Here is a 17,961-nt window from a genome sequence, read left to right on the forward strand (position 1 = left end):
GAGACGCTGCCGCATGCAGCTTCATCACTGACATGTGGCAGCATCTTCCTCCCCCATTTATGGGGGAGGACCGAGGAGGGGGACAGCGTGCACCGACCGGGATGGGAAACAGCGAGCACAATAAAAATCACCTTATCGCCAACAATCCCACCACTTCCCTTACATCCGCCACCTCATCCAACTCCAGACACACCGCCTCGAGCCGTTCGACCTGATCCAGCGGCAATACGCGTGCGGCCAAACTGCGGTACTTCGCCAGCAGCGCATCCAGCGTGAGCGGATTGGTTGGCGCGCCTGACGACACCGGCACATGCTGCTGCCACTGTACGCCCTGCTCGGTTTCCAGCCGCACCCACGGTTCGTCGTCGCGGCTCTGCTGCGCATCGATCACCAGCTCGATACGCGCCAGCAACGCTTCCACATCAGGGTGCAGACGTTTGGCGTCTTCATAACTTGCCAGCTCCGCCGAGTCGTAAAGCGCACGCGCCGCCAGCGCATACGGCAAGCTCATTTGCGCCGCCGCCAGACTGTGTAACTCACGACCGCCGCACATCTCCAGCAGGAACGGATTCACGCCCACCACAATGCGCGCGATCTGCTCTACGCGTACATCATGCTGGTGTAGCAGGATCCCCAGCGCATCAATCGCCGCGTGGGTACCACGGCACGAGGCGTAAGGTTTGATCGAGCAGCGCGCCAGTTTCCATACCTCACCGAGATCCGCCGTCAAGGCCTGTGGCTGCTGAGTATCTGCCGCTAAGGTTTGCAGGAAGCCGCCCCAGCGCGGTTCAAACACCGCCGAAGGCCCACTGATGCCGCGTTGTGCCAGCAGCGCGGCCTGCACGCCGCCTTCTGCGGCACGCGCGGCATGCAGTTTTTTGGTGTGCGATCCGTCGTGAATAAAGCCCCACAAACCGCCACTGAAGCTGGCGGCAATGCCCAGTGCAGACGCACACTGCGCGCGATCCAGCTGCAGTAGCGAACACACCGCCGCCGCCGCACCAAACACGCCGCAGCTGGCGGTAGAGTGCCAGCCTGCGCCGTTGTGCGCCGAGTAACCGCCGCAGGCTTCTAGCACCCGGCGGCCGACGTCATAACCAATCACCATCGCCACCAGCAGCGCTGGCCCGTCCACCGGCTGCGTCGCCAGTGGCAAGGCCGCCAGCAGTGCCGGAATGACTACCGCGCCGGAGTGATCGCAGCCGCCAGTGTCGTCGAGTTCATACATGTGAGCCGCCACGCCGTTCAGCCATGCCGCCTGACGCGGATTGGCCTGTTGCGCGCTGCCCCAAATCTGCGCCTGCTCGCGTCCACCTTCGGCCTGCACCAGAGCCAGACATTCGCGCCAAATCGGGCTGTCGCAGCCCGCCAGCGAAGCACCGAGCGTATCCAGTAGATGGCGTTTCGCCTGCTCCACCAGCGGCGCAGGCAGTTGTGCATAACGCGTCTCGGCGATAAAGGCCGCCAGTTGATCAAGCGTGCTCGTCATGCGCACCTCCGATGATGCGGGTAAACACTTCCGCCGGATGGGAGACATCGTTATCCGGCTGCGTCTGCCAGTGCGCCGCCACCTGCTCGGCAGTGGCGATCCACACGTTGTGCTGTTGCAGCGTGTCAAGCAGCGCCCGCAGCAGGCCAATACGTCCGGCGGTGCCGATAATTTCCGGATGCAGGCGCAGCAGGTAGCACAGCCCAAAGCGGTGGAAGCCGTGGAAATCCTGCGTCATATTCGCCAGCGTTTCCGCACAAGGTGCGATACGCGATTGCCCTGGCGGAATAGCCGGGCTGAGGTTGAAGGCGAAATAAGGCTCATCTTCCAGCGTGTAGTGCATCGGCAGTTCCACCAGGCGCGTACCGGGATGGAAGTACGGTAAATCGTCGCCGCGCCAACTCGATGACCAGCGAATACCGCGTTCTATCAGCGCCTCGGCCAATCCCGGTTTCCACTGCCCGGCGGGCGTGCGGAAGCCGACGATTGGGCTACCGGTAATGTGCGCCAGTTTGTCGCAGCCGCGCGTCACGCTGGCAATTTGTTGCTCCAGCGTGAGTAACGAGAAATCTTCATGCATATCGCCGCTGCAGGCAATTTCATGGCCGTCGGCCACCATGCGCAGCACCAGTTCCGGCTGCTCTTCGGCAACAATCGCGGGCATACACCATGTGGCTTTAAGCTGTTTTTCCGCCAGCAGCGCCAGCAAGCGATCAACGCCGCGCAGCGTGCCGTAGCGCCACACCGACAGCGTTTTATCGCGCCCTGCTACCGCCGGCGCCTGGGTGAGAATGCCGTGAATGTCGTTGAAGTCGAGGGTGAGGATCGCTGCCGACTGGAAGCCCAGCGGCCAGCGTGAAGGTTCAGTCATGCTGTTGCTCCTGCAAATACCACTGCGCCACCGCATCGCAACGCGCGAACCACACGTCTTCGCGCGCCGTCATATGTTCAAACAGCTGTTCGAGCAGCAAAATGCGTCCCGGCTGGCCGGAGATTTTCGGGTGAAACAGCGTGGTGAGGCACAAGCCTTCATCCATCGCGCCATCGAACTCGCGCTGCCAGTTATCGCGCGTGTGCGCATAGCTGGCGATGCGGTCGCCGCCTTTGGGGAAATCAGGCTGGCGCGTGTAGGCCAGCGAGGCGTAATCATCCATCTCCCATTTACCGGGGATCTCCACCAGCGGAGTATGGCCGGCCACCGGAATGCTGTATGGACGATCGTCGCCGCGCATGCTGCTGGAGTAGATCACGCCCGCATCGCGCAGGATTTGTGGCGTTTCGGCATGCCAGTCGCCCGACGGCGTACGAAAACCGCAGGCGGTGATACCGAGAATGTTGTGGAAAATTTCAGCGGATTTCGCCATTACCGCACGCTGTTCATCCGGTGAAATCGCCCAGAAGGATTCGTGGCGATAGCCGTGATAGGCCACTTCGTGGCCCTGTTCGATAATCGCCTGACACTGCTGCGGCCACTGCTCCACCACCCACGCCGGCACAAAAAAGGTGGCGGGCAGCTCGAAGGCGCGCAGCAGGTCAAGCAGACGCCCGAGCGCACGGTACGGCCCGTAGGCCCCAAAGGTAAAATACTCTGGCGTTGACCACAGGCTGCCATTCAGCATGGCATCGCCGGTGGGACCGTCGAGGTCAAACGCCAGCGCCATACAGCCGCGTTTACCCTGCGGCCAGCGCACTGCGCCCGGTTGTTGCATCTGCGCGCTCCTTAGCCCTGGTTAACGGTCGCCTTCGCCACGCCGTTGTCTGCCAGACCCCATTTGCCGAGGATTTTCTGGTAAGAGCCATCGGCAATCATCGCGTCGATCGCCGCCTGAATCGCCGTGGTCAGCTCGCCCGCATCTTTACCAATCGCCATGCCGGTGTACTGGAAGGAGAAGGCTTTATCCAGCGCCTTATATTTGCCCTTTTCCAGATCCATGATGTACGGCAGCGTTTCACTGCCCTGTACCACGCCATCCAGACGGTTCTGACGCAGCTGAGTACGCGCATCGGCGGTGCCTTCGGCGCCTACCACGATGATCGCCGGCTTACCGGCCGCTTCACAGTGCGCTTTTGACCAGTTGGCAATCTCTAGCGGGAAGGTGGTGCGACGGCTGGTGCCGACTTTCTTGCCGCACAGATCCATTGCGCTGTTGATATCGCTGCGCGCGGATTGGGTATAGAACTGCGGGCCGGTTTTGAAGTAGTCGATAAAGTTAACCACCTGCTGACGCTCTTTGGTGTCCGTCATGCCGGACATCACCAGATCAACGCGCTTGGTCACCACCGCGTTCACCATCTGCTCGAAGGCGATCTCCTGCCAGTTGATCTTCACGCCGAGCTTTTCACCAATCGCCTGGCCGAGATCGTAATCCACGCCGGTCAGCTGGTTAGTGGCCGGATCTTTAAAATCCATCGGCGGGTAGTTCGGCATGATCGCCACGGTCAGCCCTTTCTCTTTGATCGCAGCAGGAACCGCGATATCTGCCCAGGCAGAGGATTGCAGCAATACGGCGGCACTGATGGCACTCAATAACAGCTTTTTCATATTCACCCCGGTAATGTTAAAGAAGAATCGCGTTAATAAAGTTTTTCATCCGTGGATTTTGCGGGTTCAGCAGAATGTCTTCCGGTGCGCCCTGCTCGATAATGCGTCCCTCGTCCATAAACACCACCTGATTGGCCACCTCACGGGCAAAGCCCATTTCGTGGGTGACCACCAGCATGGTGGTGCCCTCTTTTGCCAGCTGACGCATCACCGCCAGCACTTCGCCCACCATCTCCGGATCCAGCGCCGAGGTGGGTTCGTCAAACAGCATCAGTTTGGGTTTCATTGCTAACGCGCGGGCAATCGCCACGCGCTGCTGCTGGCCGCCGGAGAGCGACTGCGGATAGTCGTGCGCTTTGTGCGCCAGACCGACGCGATCGAGCAGCGCCATGGCTTCTTCGCTGGCTTCACGTCTTGGACGCAGCAGCACGCGACACGGCCCTTCGATGATGTTCTCCAGCGCGGTTTTGTGTGGGAACAGGTTAAAGCGCTGGAACACCATGCCGGTTTGCAGGCGCTGACGCGCAATCTGCTTGTCGCTCAGCGCATGCAGTTTGTTCCCGGCGATGCGATAGCCCGCCAGCTCGTTGTCGACCCAAATCCCGCCTTTATCAACCTTCTCAAGCTGGTTGATGCAGCGCAAAAAGGTGCTTTTGCCGGAACCGGAGGGACCGAGGATGCACATCACCTCGCCGTAGTTCACTTCGAGGCTGACATCCTTCAGGGCGTGGAACTGGTCGAAATATTTGTTCACCTTGACGGCGCGCACGATGTTTCTCATGTTGGGCTCCTGATTACTGACGCTGACGATGGCCGCGTGAGAAATAACGTTCCAGTCGGCTCTGTCCAAACGACAACACCGTGACCACAATCAGGTACCAAATGCCTGCCACGAACAGCAGTTCCATGACGCGCGCGTTGGCGAAGTAGATGGTTTGCGTGTTGTAGAGCAGTTCGGAGTACTGAATCATGCTGGCGAGACTGGTGGTTTTGATCATGCTGATAAATTCGTTGCCGACCGGCGGCAGAATCACGCGCATCGCCTGCGGCAGAATGATGCGATGCAGCGCCTGCAGACGCGGCATGCCGATGGCTTTCGCCGCTTCGTATTGCCCGGTATCCACCGACAGCAAGCCCGCACGCACCACTTCCGAGGTGTACGCGCCCTGATTGATGCTCAAACCGAGCAGCGCGGCGAGGAACGGCGTCATGATGGTGACGGTTTGCACGCTGAACACACCGGGAATGCTGATGGTGGGAAACACCAGCGCGAGGTTGAACCACAGCAGCAGCTGCAAAATCAGCGGCGTGCCGCGAAAAATCCACGCGTAGCCCACGGCGATGTAGTGCAGCACCGGATTCGGCGACATGTACATGATGGCGGTGATAACGCCAAACAGCACGCCAAGCCCCATCGCCAGCACCGACATGATCAGCGTGTTGACCACGCCATTGAGAATCGCCTGGGCGGTAAAGAACTGGCCAACAAACGACCATTCGATATTGCCGTGGGCAAAGGCGTTCACCAGCAGCGCCAGCAGCACCAGAATCACCGCCGACGCGGTAATGCGGCCGTAATAACGGCGCGGCACCACCTGATAACGATCGAGATCGTAATGCGTCTGCTCGCGGCTGTTGTTCAAACTCGGCTCAATCGGCGTTGATTGCGACATAAAGCTCTCCTCAGGCGCGTGGGCCAGCGTAATCTTCGGTCCAGCGCTGCTGGTCCTGCATCAGGGTTTGCAGACGTGCCAACTGCTCACGCACGCGTGCCGGTGCGGTACCGCCGTAGCCGCTGCGGGCCGCCAGCGCGGCTTCCAGCGTCAGGGCGCTGCGCACCTCCGGCGTTAAGCGGGCATCCACCGCGTGCAGCTGCGCATCGCTGAGATCGGACAGACCGCAGTTTTCGCGCTCGCACAGCTGCACCAGCTGGCCGGTGATCTCATGCGCTTCGCGGAACGGCACACCGCGCATCGCCAACCAGTCGGCCACTTCGGTCGCCAGCGTGAAGCCGTCCGGCGCCTGCTCACGCATCACGTCGGTGTTGAATTTCAGCGTCGACATCATGCCCGCCATCGCTGGCAGCACCAGCAGCAACGTATCCACTGCATCGATCACGTTGCGTTTGTCGTCGCTGAGATCGCGGTTGTAGGAGAGCGGCATCGCTTTCATGGTGGTGAGCAGCGCCATCAGGTTGCCGACCAGGCGGCCAGAGCGGCCACGCGTCAGTTCGGCGATGTCCGGGTTTTTCTTCTGCGGCATGATGGAACTGCCGGTGGCGTAGCTGTCGTGCAGCTCAACCCAGCGGAACTGGCGGGATGCCCACATGCACACCTCTTCGCACAGGCGTGACAGGTTGATGCCGATCATGCTGGTGACAAACAGGAATTCAGCGGCGTAGTCGCGGCTGGCCACGGCATCGATGGAGTTTTCGCACGGCGCGAGATAGGAAAGATCGGCGGCGGCGTGCTCCGGCTGGCGCGCAATGGCGGAACCGGCCATGGCCGCGGCACCGAGCGGACAGCGCGCGCTGCGGCGATCCCAATCCTGCATACGTTCAATATCGCGGGCAAAGGATTGCGCGTGAGCCAAAAGTTGATGACCAAAAACAATCGGCTGCGCCTGCTGCAAATGTGTGAAACCGGGCGCGACGCTTTCGGTGTGCTGCGCCGCCTGCTCGACCAGCGCCTGCTGCAGGGCCAGCAAGGCGCTGACCACCTTGCGGCCGTTGTCGCGCAGATAGAGACGCAGGTCGTTAACGGTTTGATCGTTGCGCGAACGGCCGGCGCGCAGCTTGCCGCCCAGCGCACCTAAACGCTCGGTCAGCGCGCGTTCGATAAAGGTGTGCACATCTTCGTCGGCGGCAATCGGATGCAGCTGACCGGCGCGATAATCGGCATCTAACGCGTCAATGGCCGCCAGCATGGTGCTGAGCTCTTCGGCACTCAGCAGCTCGCCGCGCGCCAGTTCTCGGGCATGCGCCCGGCAGCCCGCCAAATCGTAAGGTGCCAATGCAAAGTAATAATCCGGGCTACGAGACAGCGCGGTTAAACTCGCCGCCGGTGCCGCTTTAAAACGCGCGCCCCATAACAGTTCGGCATTATCAGACATGCTATTTCCCCTTACAGATAATCATCAGCGATATGAAAAAGATATGGATGAGCCAGTTGAGATAATGAAAGCTTATTTTATGGCTACACTGGTAAACAGGGCCTATTTCAGGTTCACTGTACTTTCACCGCAATTATTCCGGAGTTGAATAGCAAAAATGGAAAGTAAAGTTTCCCAGTCCGGAAACAATGCAAATAATCGCAGCGATAATGCGGTTCTGGCACTGAGTAATATCGATTTAAAATTACTGCGGGTATTTAAATGCGTAGTAGAAGCCGGCGGATTAACCGCTGCCAGTCACGAATTGAATATTGGTCTGGCGGCGATCAGTAAACAGGTTTCCGATCTGGAAATTCGTCTCGGCATGACATTATGCAGCCGCGGACGCGAAGGTTTTGAGCTGACGCAATACGGCATCAACGTGTATCAGGCCACGCTGGAGCTGTTCGTCTCGCTGAATCTGTTTCGCGAGCGCTTACACAACAGCCGCAATGAACTGCTGGGCGACATTGCGATTTGCGTGGTGGATAACACCATTTCCGATCCGCAATCGCCGGTCACCGCGGCGGTGCAACAGCTGCACCAGAAAGCGCCAAAGGTACAAATTCGACTGCAAACCTCACAGTTAGATGATATTGAGCGCGGCATCAGTGAAGGCCGTTTTCATTGTGGTATTGCACCAGTTTATGAAATGAAAAGTGATTTTGATTACTTCCCGCTTTATAAGGAATATTCAAAATTATATTGCTCCATGTCACATCCTTTATATTCTGGATCGTGCGATAAAAATATATCGACGGACATATTACGTGAGCAGAAAATTATTAATCATTTATATGTGACGCCGCGCGACGATCGTCGCATCATTCCGTTGCAGGACAGCGGCGTGCAGGCGGTTCAGGTTGAATCTGTCGCCATGCTGATTTTAACCGGCCATTTTATTGGTTATTTACCGGAACATTATGCCGCCGCGTTTATTGCGCGTGGTCAGCTGTGTGAGTTGGGCGATGATTCGATTCGCCGTGAAAACCCGTTTTGTTTGATGATGAAGAAAGGCCGCAAAATAAACCCGATTATCCGGCTTTTTATGCATGCGCTGGGCGTGGCAGAGGCGGAGGCGGCGCACTGATTTGGTGCGTTTTAAGATTGTGCTCGCTGTCCCCCATCCCGGCCTTCCCCCGCAAGCGGGGGAAGGAGACGCTGCCACATGCAGCTTCAACACTGACATGTGGCAGCATCTTCCTCCCCCATTTATGGGGGAGGACCGAGGAGGGGGACAGCAGGCACAATCATAATCACCCCAAAACCTTAAACATCACCGTGGTCGCATCCAGCACACCTTCTGTTGACTCGGCATACATGGGAATCGACCCCGCAATCTGCCAATCCATCGACAAATATAAATCCGTCGCCACGTCGCCGCTGCGCGTGTCCAGCACCAGCAAAGTTTTGCCCTGCGCTGCCGCCAGTTGTTCGGCCTGCTGCATCAGGCGGCGCGCAATGCCCTGCCGTCTGGCGCGCGGATGCACCAGCAGCTTGCTGATCTCCGCCCGATGGCGACCATTCGGCATCGCGCTGAAACCGACCATCACCGTCGCCACAATCACGCCCTGCTGATACGCCACCAGCAGCTGGTTGTCGCCGCTCGCCAGGCTGTAAATTTTGTCCTGCCAGAAGCGCGCAATGGCCGCGCGATCGTCGGCATCAATAAAGCCCACGCTGGCGCCGTCGGCGACGCAGCCCTGCAGCACATCGCACAAAGCCGCCAGCAGCGGTTGCGCCTGGGTGGCGCTGAGACGTTCGATGTCAATCATGGTTTGCATACCACCAAAATGTAGCGCGCGCCGGCTTCGGCATGAGCGGCAAACGCGGATTTGCCGGTAAGATGGAAGCGCAGACAGTCGCCCGCCTGCAGCGTCCAGTGTTGATCGTCCATGCTGATGGTCAGCTCGCCCGATTGCAGCCAGATATGTTGCTCCAGCCCCTGAATCGGCGGCGCGTCGTAATCAATGCGCGCGCCGGGACGCAGTACGCCTTCCACCACTTCCGCTTTAAAGTGGCTGCCGGGCGGCGATACGTTGCGGCGCAGGAACCCGCTGGCGTCGTCGCGCCACACCGGCTGTTGCTCCGCTTTCAGCAGCAGCGCGGCTTCCTCTTCCACCTCGCTGAGCAGGCGCGACATGGTCAATCCGTAGGCCACGCAAAGGCGGTTAAGCAAAGCGGCTGTTGGGCTCGTTTCAGCGCGTTCAATGCGCGACAATGACGCCCGACTGATGCCGGTCACCATCGCCAAATCATCTAATGACCAACCGCGTTGTACGCGTAATTCGGCCAGTCGTGCCGCCAGTCGATCGTCGGTATCCGAAGCAGACATCCTTACCTCTCATTTATGGGAAATAAATCTCACATATGAGATAACACTACGAATCCTCAACACGGTCAAGTTGTACAACTAAAAAATCGTTGTACAACCCAAGCCTGAGGGTTAAGGTGTTGTTATGCAGGTCAGTATTTTTGAGGACTTTATGGCCTTATACAGTATCGGGGATGTGGCCGAACGCTGTGGAATCAACCCGGTAACGCTTCGCGCCTGGCAGCGACGTTACGGTCTGTTAAAACCCCAGCGTACCGAAGGTGGTCATCGGCAGTTTGATGATGAAGATGTTCAGCGTATCGAAGAGATAAAACGCTGGATAGAGAGTGGCGTGCCCGTTGGCAAAGTGAAAGCGTTGCTGGAAGGCGCCACCGTCAATGTGGATGACGGTTGGTCGGCGCTGCAGGAAGAGTTGATGAGCGTACTGCGCCACGTTCGGCCGGCGAAATTGCGCGTTAAAATTGCCACTATTGGCCGGGAACATCCGGTGGATGCGTTAATCGATCACGTATTTGTGCCGGTTCGCCAGCGTCTCGGTTTAGATCAGAACACCGCGCGTACCATGTGCAGTCTGCTTGATGGCGCGCTGATTGATTATGTGGCGTTTTGTCTGGCCTGTGGACGTAAAAAAGCCGGTAAAGATGCCTTGATGCTGGGTTGGGCGGTGGAAGATCGTACCCGCATCTGGCTGGAAGCCTGGCGTTTGTCGCAGCAAGGCTGGCGCATGGATGTGTTGGCGGAGCCGCTGGACATGCCGCGCCCTGAGTTATTCCCCGGACAAAATCTGTTTATCTGGACCGGCAAAAAGCCAACGCGTCGCCAGGTCGAGCAGTTTGAACACTGGCAGGCACAAGGTTTTGCCATTCACCTGCACGATCCCGCATAAGTAAAAATCGCACACACGGCCTTTGCCTGGCGTGGTGTGCGCGTTATCATGCCGCCCTAAATTTCTTTTCTCAGGTCTCCTCATGAACTGGAATAAACTCCTTATCGGTTCCCTGTTTGCCATTATGGCGCTTGGCGGCATGGGCGGTATGATGCTGGTCGGCTACAGCCTCATTGTGCATACCCACTAAGTTTACGCTGCACGCGCTCTAACAGGCGATCGCAGATCAACGCCAACAGCGCCACCAGCAGCGCGCCCTGAATCACATAGGCGGTGTTAAAGCCGCTCAAACCGATAATCACCGGCGATCCCAGACTCTCCGCGCCCACCGTGGAAGCAATGGTTGCCGTGCCGATATTGATCATCACCGAGGTTCGCACGCCCGCCATAATCACCGGTGCTGCCAGCGCCAGTTCAATCTGCCACAAGCGTTTCCACGGCCCCATGCCGAGGCCGACCGCGATTTCGCGATTGCTGGCTGGTACGCTATCTAAGCCCGCCAGCGTGCCCTGCAAAATCGGCAGCAAGCCGTAGAGAAACAGTGCCATCACCGCGGGCGTCGCGCCAAATCCCATCACCGGCACCGCAATTGCTAACACCGCAACCGGCGGAAAGGTTTGCCCGGCCGCCGCCACGGTTTCCAGCAGCGGACGAAAGGCGCGCCCGGCGTGACGCGTAGCAAACACCGCACAGCCGACGCCGACCAGCAACGCCAGCAGGCTGCCGCTGACCACCAACGCCAGATGCGCCAGCGCCAGCCGCCAGAAACTCTCCTGCAGATAGAGCGGGCGCTCCAGCTGCGGAAACCAATGGGCAAACAGCGGACCGCTGTGCGGCAAACCCCACAGCAGCAACAGAAAGGCCGCCAGCAGCCAGTAAAGCGGATCGCGCAGCAGCCGCATCAGCTCGCCTCCCGCTGGCGCAGCAGATCGCTGAAGTGCAGCACGCCGAGCGGTTGCTGATGCTGATCGATCACCGGCAATTTGTCGGTGCGGCGCGCAATAAACTGCGACAGCGCTTCACGCAGCGTCAGCGATGCGGCAATCGGTTCGGCATCGAGCCATTCACCGCGTCGCGCCGCGCTGCCCGCACGCCCCAGCGCCAGCAAACGCACGCCGAGTTCACTGCGGCCAAAGAACTCGCGGGCAAAATCATTCACCGGCTGCGTCAGCAGATCGATCGGCCTGCCCTGCTGCACGATTTCGCCGCCGTCCATCAGCACCAGTTGATCGGCCAGCGTCAGCGCTTCGTCGATGTCATGCGTCACCAGCACCACGGTGCGACCCGACATTTTCTGAATGCGCAACATTTCGTGTTGCAGCGCCAGACGGTTGACCGGATCAAGCGCGCCAAAAGGTTCATCCATCAGCAGCAATTCAGGATCCGCCGCCAGCGCACGCGCCACGCCGACGCGCTGCTGCTGTCCGCCCGACAGCTGATGCGGCATGCGCGTCGCCAGATGGCTATCAAGATTGAGCAGCGCCAGCAGCTCTTCAACGCGTTGGTTGATTTTTGCCTGCGGCCAGCCGAGCAGCGACGGCACGGTGCTGATGTTCTTCGCCACGTTCCAGTGTGGAAACAGACCAATCGACTGAATGGCGTAACCGATGCGGCGACGCAGCGCGCGCGCATCCATGTTTTCGATGGCTTCTCCGGCGAAGCGAATTTCGCCGCTGTCGTGCTCGACCAGCCGATTGATCATCTTCAGCGTGGTCGATTTGCCGGAACCCGACGTGCCGATCAGCACGGTAAAACTGCCCTTCTCAATCTTCAGCGACAGGTTACGTATCGCCTCTTTCCCGGCGAACACTTTGCTCACCTGGTGAAATTCAATCATGACGTCTCTCCAGCAGTGCCGACAGTAAACGCAGCAGTGCATCAAAAATCACCGCCAGCGCCACCACCGGAATCACACCCAGCAGCACCAGATCCAGCGCGCTGCTCAGCAATCCCTGAAAAACAATGGCGCCGAATCCGCCTGCCCCAATCAGCGCTGCGACCACCGCCAGGCCAACGGTTTGCACCACCACCACACGCAGCCCGGAGAGCCACACCGGCAGCGCCAGCGGCAACTCGGCGTGCCAGAACTGTTGCCACGCGCTCATGCCCATGCCGCGCGCGGTTTCACGCACTTCCTGCGGCACCTGCTGCAAACCGGCCACCACGCTGCGCACCAGCGGCAGCAGCGCGTAGAGCACCAGCGCAATCAAAGCCGGTGCGATGCCGATGCCGCTGATGCCCCAACGCGCCAGCAGCGGAAAATGCGCCACCAATCCCGCCAGCGGCGCAATCAGCAAGCCGAACAGCGCCACCGACGGCACGGTTTGGATCAGATTGAGCAGGCTAAACGCAGCATTTTGCCAGCGCGGACGGCGCGCAATCGCCAGGCCGAGCGGCAAACCGATGATTACCGTCGGCAGGAGCGTGCCGCCCAGCAGCCACAAATGCTGCGTGAAGGCCACATCAAACACCGTCGTGCGGTTGGCGTACTCTTTCATAAGCGAGAGACGATCGAGATGACCGCTGAGTAACAGCGCCAGCGGCAACAGCCAGATTTGCAGATTGAGCACAATGCGCCACGGCGTACTGCGCGTGATTTGCCGAACCGCTTCCGCCGCCAGCAGCAGCGCCAGCGCCGCCGCGCACCACAAGCCGCTACCAAACGCGGTGCGTGCCAGCGGGCTGCCGCTGTTCGCCAGTTCGCTGGCTTGCTGTCCGGCGAGCCAGATGAGCAAGGCCAGCAGCAACTCCGCCGCCAGCAGCACCGTTATCGCGTGAATGCGGCGCGGCGACCACCACAAGCTCTGCCAAAGCCACAGCAGCGGAATCAACAGCAGTGCGCTGTTGGTCACCTGCCAGAAGGTCAGCGGTTGGCCAGAGACCAGCCGATTGGCGGCATAGCTCAGTAGCGGCAAGGCAAACAGCGCCAGCGTGATAAGCGTGATTAACACCAGCAGCACCGGCTGCTGGCGCGGTCTGAGTAACAACGATGACACTGCTTACAGCAACTTATTGGTCTGTAACCACTGTTTCGCGACCTGGCTGGCATCCTGACCATCCACCGCAATCTGTGCATTCAGCTGCTGCAGGGTTTTCTCATCCAGCTTGCTGAAGACCGGCTGCAGCCAGTTGCCGATGTCCGGATATTGCTTGAGCACGCTTTCGCGGATCACCGGCGCAGGGGCGTAAATCGGCTGCACGCCTTTCGGATCGCTCAGCGTTTGCAGGCCCAGCGCCGCCACCGGACCGTCGGTGCCGTACGCCATTGCCGCGTTCACGCCAGAGGTTTGCTGCGCCGCCGCTTTGATGGTCACGGCGGTGTCGCCACCGGCCAGCGACAGCAGCTGCGCCTGCTCGAGTTTGAAGTTGTAGGCTTTTTCAAACGCCGGTAAGGCATCGCTGCGTTCGATGAATTCCGCCGAGGCAGCCAGCTTGAAGGTGCCACCTTTTTTCAGGTAGGCGCTGAGATCGTCCAGCGAGTTGAGGTTGTTCTTCTGCGCTACGTCACCGCGCACCGCAATCGTCCAGGTGTTGTTAGCTGGCGCGGGTGTCAGCCACACCAGATGATTTTTCTCGGCGTCGAGTTTTTTCACTTTCTCGTAGCCCTGCTGGGCGTTTTTCCATGCCGTGTCTTTCTCATCGTTGAAGAAGAAGGCGCCGTTGCCGGTATATTCCGGGTAGATATCCAGCTCGCCGGCGGTGATCGCACCGCGCACCACTTGCGTGGTACCGAGCTGGATTTTGTTGACGGTCTTTACCCCGTGTTTGTCCAGCACCTGCAGAATAATGTTGCCGAGAAGCGAGCCTTCGGTATCAATCTTGGAACCGACTTTGACCGGATCCGCCGCATGCGCTGCACCCACGCTCATTGCCAATGCAATCATTCCCAATAAACCCTGCTTTATCATCTCGCTTCCCTCATTTGTTTTCATTGTGTGACTATCAAGCGTAGCCTGGCGAATCGGGATGGGCGCGGTCAAGCGGCTTACTTCGTGCTTTTTTTGCTATCAATATCGTATTGGCTATAACCAAAACGCAGCTCATATAGCCAAAAGGAATGTAAAAAATTTCACTGTGAAATGAGGAGTGTCAAAGAGTGTAATAAAAACTTTTTATGCCTTGCAGCATTTATTGCAAAGAAATTTTCAAATTGGTAGAAAGAAAGGGATTGAATTAAATGCTTGCGATTTGTATCGTTGAGCCAAAATTATGGAAGATTAAAAAATATGCTGATGTATTTCCTGTCTCACTTCGTAAAATATGTTGAGGTTCCCGTAGCCCGAAATCTTATCAACAGCAGAAATTTATCCCGTAAACGACACAATCGCCTTTTGGCCAAATCTGGGGTAAAAATTGGGGATGAAAGCATCGTTACAACGCCTTTCTTTTATGAATTTGGCAATATAGCGATTGGCTGCCACGTATACATTAATGCCGGCTGCGTTTTTCTCGATAATTCGGCAATAACGATTGGGGATAATTCATTGATAGGGCCGAACGTGACGCTATCGACAGCAAGCCATCCATGTGGCCCAGCTCAAAGAAGCTATCAATTGATTACAGCCCCGATAACTCTCGGAAAAAATGTGTGGTTAGGGGCCGGCGTCGTGGTCTTACCCGGCGTAACAATCGGAGATAATAGCGTTATCGCAGCAAATAGCGTTGTTACAGCGAATGTGCCAGAGAACGCCCTCTTCGCCGGCGCACCGGCTATCTTTAAACGGAACTTATGAACGTCGCCCCCACAAAGCAATGTCCATGCTTCTATGCCGTCAGGCGAAACTCACCAAGCGTATGAGGGATGCGCGGGAAGGTGTGCAAAAACCACGGCGTGAACTGCGCCGGATTCTCCTGCATTTCCTGCTGAATTTGTGCAATCGAGCGATAGCACCACGCATCGGCCTCTTCCGGGTTGAGGACCGGCTGCTCATCGCTGATGGCGAAGAACACGTGACCATACTCATGCTCGGTTAAGCCGTTACTCAGCGGCAGGTTGTAGCTCAGCTCAAACACCGGCGTTAACGCCAGATTCATGCCCATCTCTTCACGCAAACGGCGCTCAGCGGCGTCGCGCGTCGATTCCTGCGGATAGGGATGACTGCAGCAGGTGTTACTCCACAATCCACCACAGTGATATTTCGTGCTGGCACGGCGTTGTAACAGCACTTCATGGCGCGAATTGAACACGTAAACCGTCACCGCGCGATGCAGCAATCCTTTTTCATGCACTTCCAGCTTTTCCATTTTGCCGATAGGGCGATCGAGGTGGTCAACGAGAATAACTTCAATGGCGGGCATGACAACTCCTTCGGAAAATTCGCAGCTATTGTACACAACCTCCAACGTGTTGATGGAGGAAATAGCGCACATTCCGTGCGTTAACGTGGGCACACTAAAGCGTAGCAGCCTGCGGACAATTCAGCATAAAAAGGTGGGGAATGGCGTTAACGGAGGAGATGTGTGCGGAGGATGAAAAGGTCGCCATAAATGGCGACCTTACGGGAGAGTTGTGCCGGCCGCAATTTTTCAACGGCCGGGAGATTTTGTAGGGTCGCCATTTATGGCGACCGATTTCACAAAACTTACAACTTAAAGCTCTGCACCACCTGCTCCAGTTGCACGCTTTGCTGCTGCATCGACTGCGCGGCGGCGGAAACCTGCTCGACCAGCGCGGCGTTCTGCTGCGTACTGCCATCCAGCTGAGTAATCGCCACGTTCACCTGATCGATGCCCATGCTCTGCTCGCGGCTGGCCGACATGATTTCGCTCATCAGCGTGGTCACGCTGCTCACGCCCTGCATCAGCTCATCCATGGTTTGCCCGGCCTGCTCCACCAGCTGGCTGCCGGTATCGATATTCGCCACCGACTCCTCAATCAGCTTTTTGATTTCACGCGCCGAGTTAGCCGAGCGCTGTGCCAGGTTACGCACTTCCGATGCTACCACGGCAAAACCGCGACCCTGTTCACCGGCGCGCGCCGCTTCGACCGCGGCGTTCAGCGCCAGGATGTTGGTCTGGAAGGCAATGCTATCAATGACGCTGATGATATCGACCACTTTACGCGATGAGTGATTGATCGCGCCCATGGTGGTGACAACCTGACGCACCACTTCGGTGCCGCGTGCAGCAACCTGCGACGCGCCGTCCGCCAGCTGGTTCGCATGCGTGGCGTTGTCGGCGTTCTGCCGCACCGTGCCGGTCAGCTCTTCCATCGACGCCGCCGTTTCAACAATCGAACTGGCTTGCGATTCGGTACGTGCCGAGAGATCGGCGTTGCCGCTGGCGATTTCTCGCGAAGCCGCCGTGATCGCCAGCGCGCTGTCGCCCACCTGACGCATCAGGCCTTGCAGATAGGCGATGAACTGGTTGAAGCTCTGCGCCACGGCGTTGAATTCCGGGCTGTTGCTGGCAGGCAGACGCTGCGTCAAATCGGCGCCGCCGGTCGATAAGGCTTCGATATTGCTGTTCAGCACGGCGAGACGTTTCATCATGGCTCGCACGAAGCCCAGCAGCACCAGCAGCAGGATCACCGCCAGCGGAATCTGCACCAGACCAAGACGCGTCAACATGCTGTGGGTTTGTGCATCCAGCAAGCTCGACGGCACATCGCTGGCCAGATACCACGGGCTGCCAGCAATCGCCTGTACGAACAGCGTGTGTTCGCCATCTTCACCTGCAAAGGTGGTTTGCGCGGGCTGACTGCCCGCCTGCGCCAACAGACCTTTCAGCGCGGACGCCATCGGCAGCTGGGTATCCGCGAGGTTTTCCAGCTTCGGCGCGCCATCCACCAGCGCGGCGTTACCCACCACTTTGCCATCAGCTTCAACGATCAGTACGCGGCCCTGAATCGCCTCACCCATCTGTTTTGCCAGCTGGTTGAAGAAGCCGAGCGTCACGTCAATGGTTGCCACGCCCCACGCGGTGCCATCGCGATAGATTGCCATTGCGCAATTGGTACGCGGCTGCGGGCTGGCGGCATCCTGATAGGCTTTCGCCCAGGCGCACTGGCCTTTGGGCGCGGCTAAACCATCTTTATACCAGGATTGCTCCCAGTATTTGTCGGCGGCGTCCGAGTTCCAGTAGGTGTTGACCTGCAGCTGGTTGCTGGTGTTGCGCGCAAAGAATGAGCTGTTTTTCTCTTTGGCGGGATCGCGACGGTTTGGTAACGGCCAGATGCCGCCGCCGAACACATTGCTGTCCTGATATTGGTTAACCAAGGCAGGCAGTAAGGTATCGATGGCTGCGCTGTCCATCACGCCTGCGGCTTCGGTAATGGCGCGCTGTTGCGCCTGTACGCGGTTCATCTGCTCGACAATGCGTCCGGCCAGGCCGTCCACTTCGTAACGCACCAGACGACTTTCATTTTCGGAGAGTTGCGGCGCGATGAACTGATTGATTACCAATACGGTAACCAGCATCAGAGCGGCAAAAAAGGCGACAAGCGTCGCGGTGAAACGGGATTGTGTTGTTTTGAACATTATGTGTGCCCTTACCCTGGTTGGCGAGTTGCCTGATCGAGGTTAACGGCGTGTTAATGGGGAACTTGAGGTGAGCGCGAT

General features: G+C 58.3%; 18 protein-coding genes. 3 read left to right on the forward strand and 15 right to left on the reverse strand.

Features of this window, described 5'->3' with window-relative positions:
- Positions 1–127: 127 nt before the first annotated feature.
- The 7 genes from PanJK_RS04150 to argH are packed head-to-tail and all read right to left on the reverse strand — an operon-like array spanning position 128 to position 7,142.
- The gene (locus tag PanJK_RS04150; RefSeq protein ID WP_265297288.1) at positions 128–1,489 is read right to left on the reverse strand and encodes an MmgE/PrpD family protein; all 1,362 of its coding nucleotides are present in this window, start codon (positions 1,487–1,489) and stop codon (positions 128–130) included.
- Entirely contained in the window at positions 1,473–2,360 is an 888-nt protein-coding gene (locus PanJK_RS04155; protein ID WP_265297290.1) for a polysaccharide deacetylase family protein, read from the reverse strand. Before PanJK_RS04155 ends, PanJK_RS04150 begins: the two co-directional genes overlap by 17 nt.
- Positions 2,353–3,198: a polysaccharide deacetylase family protein gene (locus PanJK_RS04160; protein WP_265297293.1), complete on the reverse strand. Its 846-nt coding sequence runs from the start codon at positions 3,196–3,198 to the stop codon at positions 2,353–2,355. Before PanJK_RS04160 ends, PanJK_RS04155 begins: the two co-directional genes overlap by 8 nt.
- Positions 3,199–3,209: 11 nt before the next feature.
- Positions 3,210–4,031 (reverse strand): ABC transporter substrate-binding protein, encoded by an 822-nt coding sequence (locus PanJK_RS04165; RefSeq protein WP_008102602.1) that lies wholly within the window; start codon positions 4,029–4,031, stop codon positions 3,210–3,212.
- A 16-nt stretch (positions 4,032–4,047) separates the two neighbouring features.
- The gene (locus tag PanJK_RS04170) at positions 4,048–4,812 is read right to left on the reverse strand and encodes an amino acid ABC transporter ATP-binding protein (protein WP_008102604.1); all 765 of its coding nucleotides are present in this window, start codon (positions 4,810–4,812) and stop codon (positions 4,048–4,050) included.
- A 13-nt stretch (positions 4,813–4,825) separates the two neighbouring features.
- Positions 4,826–5,704, reverse strand: a complete 879-nt coding sequence (locus PanJK_RS04175; protein ID WP_176970961.1) for an amino acid ABC transporter permease — start codon at positions 5,702–5,704, stop codon at positions 4,826–4,828.
- A 10-nt stretch (positions 5,705–5,714) separates the two neighbouring features.
- Positions 5,715–7,142, reverse strand: a complete 1,428-nt coding sequence (gene argH / locus PanJK_RS04180; RefSeq protein ID WP_265297296.1) for an argininosuccinate lyase — start codon at positions 7,140–7,142, stop codon at positions 5,715–5,717.
- 157 nt (positions 7,143–7,299) lie between these two features.
- On the opposite strand from argH, the gene PanJK_RS04185 reads away from it, so the two are divergent.
- A complete protein-coding gene (locus PanJK_RS04185; RefSeq protein WP_265297298.1) occupies positions 7,300–8,271 on the forward strand; it encodes a LysR family transcriptional regulator in 972 nt (323 codons plus the stop codon).
- Positions 8,272–8,437: 166 nt separating this feature from the next.
- On the opposite strand, the gene PanJK_RS04190 is transcribed toward PanJK_RS04185, so the two are convergent.
- Together PanJK_RS04190 and PanJK_RS04195 are read right to left on the reverse strand one after the other, a co-directional pair.
- The gene (locus tag PanJK_RS04190) at positions 8,438–8,956 is read right to left on the reverse strand and encodes a GNAT family N-acetyltransferase (RefSeq protein ID WP_265297301.1); all 519 of its coding nucleotides are present in this window, start codon (positions 8,954–8,956) and stop codon (positions 8,438–8,440) included.
- The gene (locus PanJK_RS04195; protein WP_265297303.1) at positions 8,953–9,516 is read right to left on the reverse strand and encodes a helix-turn-helix domain-containing protein; all 564 of its coding nucleotides are present in this window, start codon (positions 9,514–9,516) and stop codon (positions 8,953–8,955) included. The genes PanJK_RS04190 and PanJK_RS04195 overlap by 4 nt, the downstream gene beginning before the upstream one ends.
- Before the next feature lie 151 nt (positions 9,517–9,667).
- On the opposite strand from PanJK_RS04195, the gene PanJK_RS04200 reads away from it, so the two are divergent.
- Positions 9,668–10,402, forward strand: coding sequence for a MerR family transcriptional regulator (locus PanJK_RS04200; protein WP_256698384.1), 735 nt, complete (start codon positions 9,668–9,670; stop codon positions 10,400–10,402).
- Between the two features lie 170 nt (positions 10,403–10,572).
- Here PanJK_RS04200 and PanJK_RS04205 read toward each other — a convergent pair whose 3' ends face one another.
- From PanJK_RS04205 to PanJK_RS04220, 4 genes are read right to left on the reverse strand one after another with little or no spacing between them, the layout of a single operon-like run.
- Positions 10,573–11,304: an ABC transporter permease gene (locus tag PanJK_RS04205; RefSeq protein ID WP_265297305.1), complete on the reverse strand. Its 732-nt coding sequence runs from the start codon at positions 11,302–11,304 to the stop codon at positions 10,573–10,575.
- Positions 11,304–12,239 (reverse strand): ABC transporter ATP-binding protein, encoded by a 936-nt coding sequence (locus PanJK_RS04210; RefSeq protein WP_256695993.1) that lies wholly within the window; start codon positions 12,237–12,239, stop codon positions 11,304–11,306. Before PanJK_RS04210 ends, PanJK_RS04205 begins: the two co-directional genes overlap by 1 nt.
- The gene (locus PanJK_RS04215; RefSeq protein ID WP_265297307.1) at positions 12,232–13,398 is read right to left on the reverse strand and encodes an ABC transporter permease; all 1,167 of its coding nucleotides are present in this window, start codon (positions 13,396–13,398) and stop codon (positions 12,232–12,234) included. Before PanJK_RS04215 ends, PanJK_RS04210 begins: the two co-directional genes overlap by 8 nt.
- Positions 13,399–13,401: 3 nt before the next feature.
- On the reverse strand, positions 13,402–14,310 hold the full coding sequence (locus PanJK_RS04220; RefSeq protein ID WP_265297309.1) for an ABC transporter substrate-binding protein: 909 nt from the start codon (positions 14,308–14,310) through the stop codon (positions 13,402–13,404).
- Positions 14,311–14,628: 318 nt separating this feature from the next.
- Between PanJK_RS04220 and PanJK_RS04225 the strand changes: the two genes are divergently transcribed.
- Positions 14,629–15,135: a DapH/DapD/GlmU-related protein gene (locus PanJK_RS04225; protein WP_265297311.1), complete on the forward strand. Its 507-nt coding sequence runs from the start codon at positions 14,629–14,631 to the stop codon at positions 15,133–15,135.
- A 31-nt stretch (positions 15,136–15,166) separates the two neighbouring features.
- On the opposite strand, the gene idi is transcribed toward PanJK_RS04225, so the two are convergent.
- Positions 15,167–15,700: an isopentenyl-diphosphate Delta-isomerase gene (gene idi, locus PanJK_RS04230; protein WP_265297312.1), complete on the reverse strand. Its 534-nt coding sequence runs from the start codon at positions 15,698–15,700 to the stop codon at positions 15,167–15,169.
- Between the two features lie 284 nt (positions 15,701–15,984).
- Positions 15,985–17,880, reverse strand: a complete 1,896-nt coding sequence (locus PanJK_RS04235; protein WP_265297314.1) for a methyl-accepting chemotaxis protein — start codon at positions 17,878–17,880, stop codon at positions 15,985–15,987.
- Positions 17,881–17,961 lie beyond the last annotated feature (81 nt).

The organism is Pantoea sp. JK, from assembly GCF_026130245.1.
Taxonomy (GTDB): Bacteria; Pseudomonadota; Gammaproteobacteria; order Enterobacterales; family Enterobacteriaceae; genus Pantoea; species Pantoea trifolii.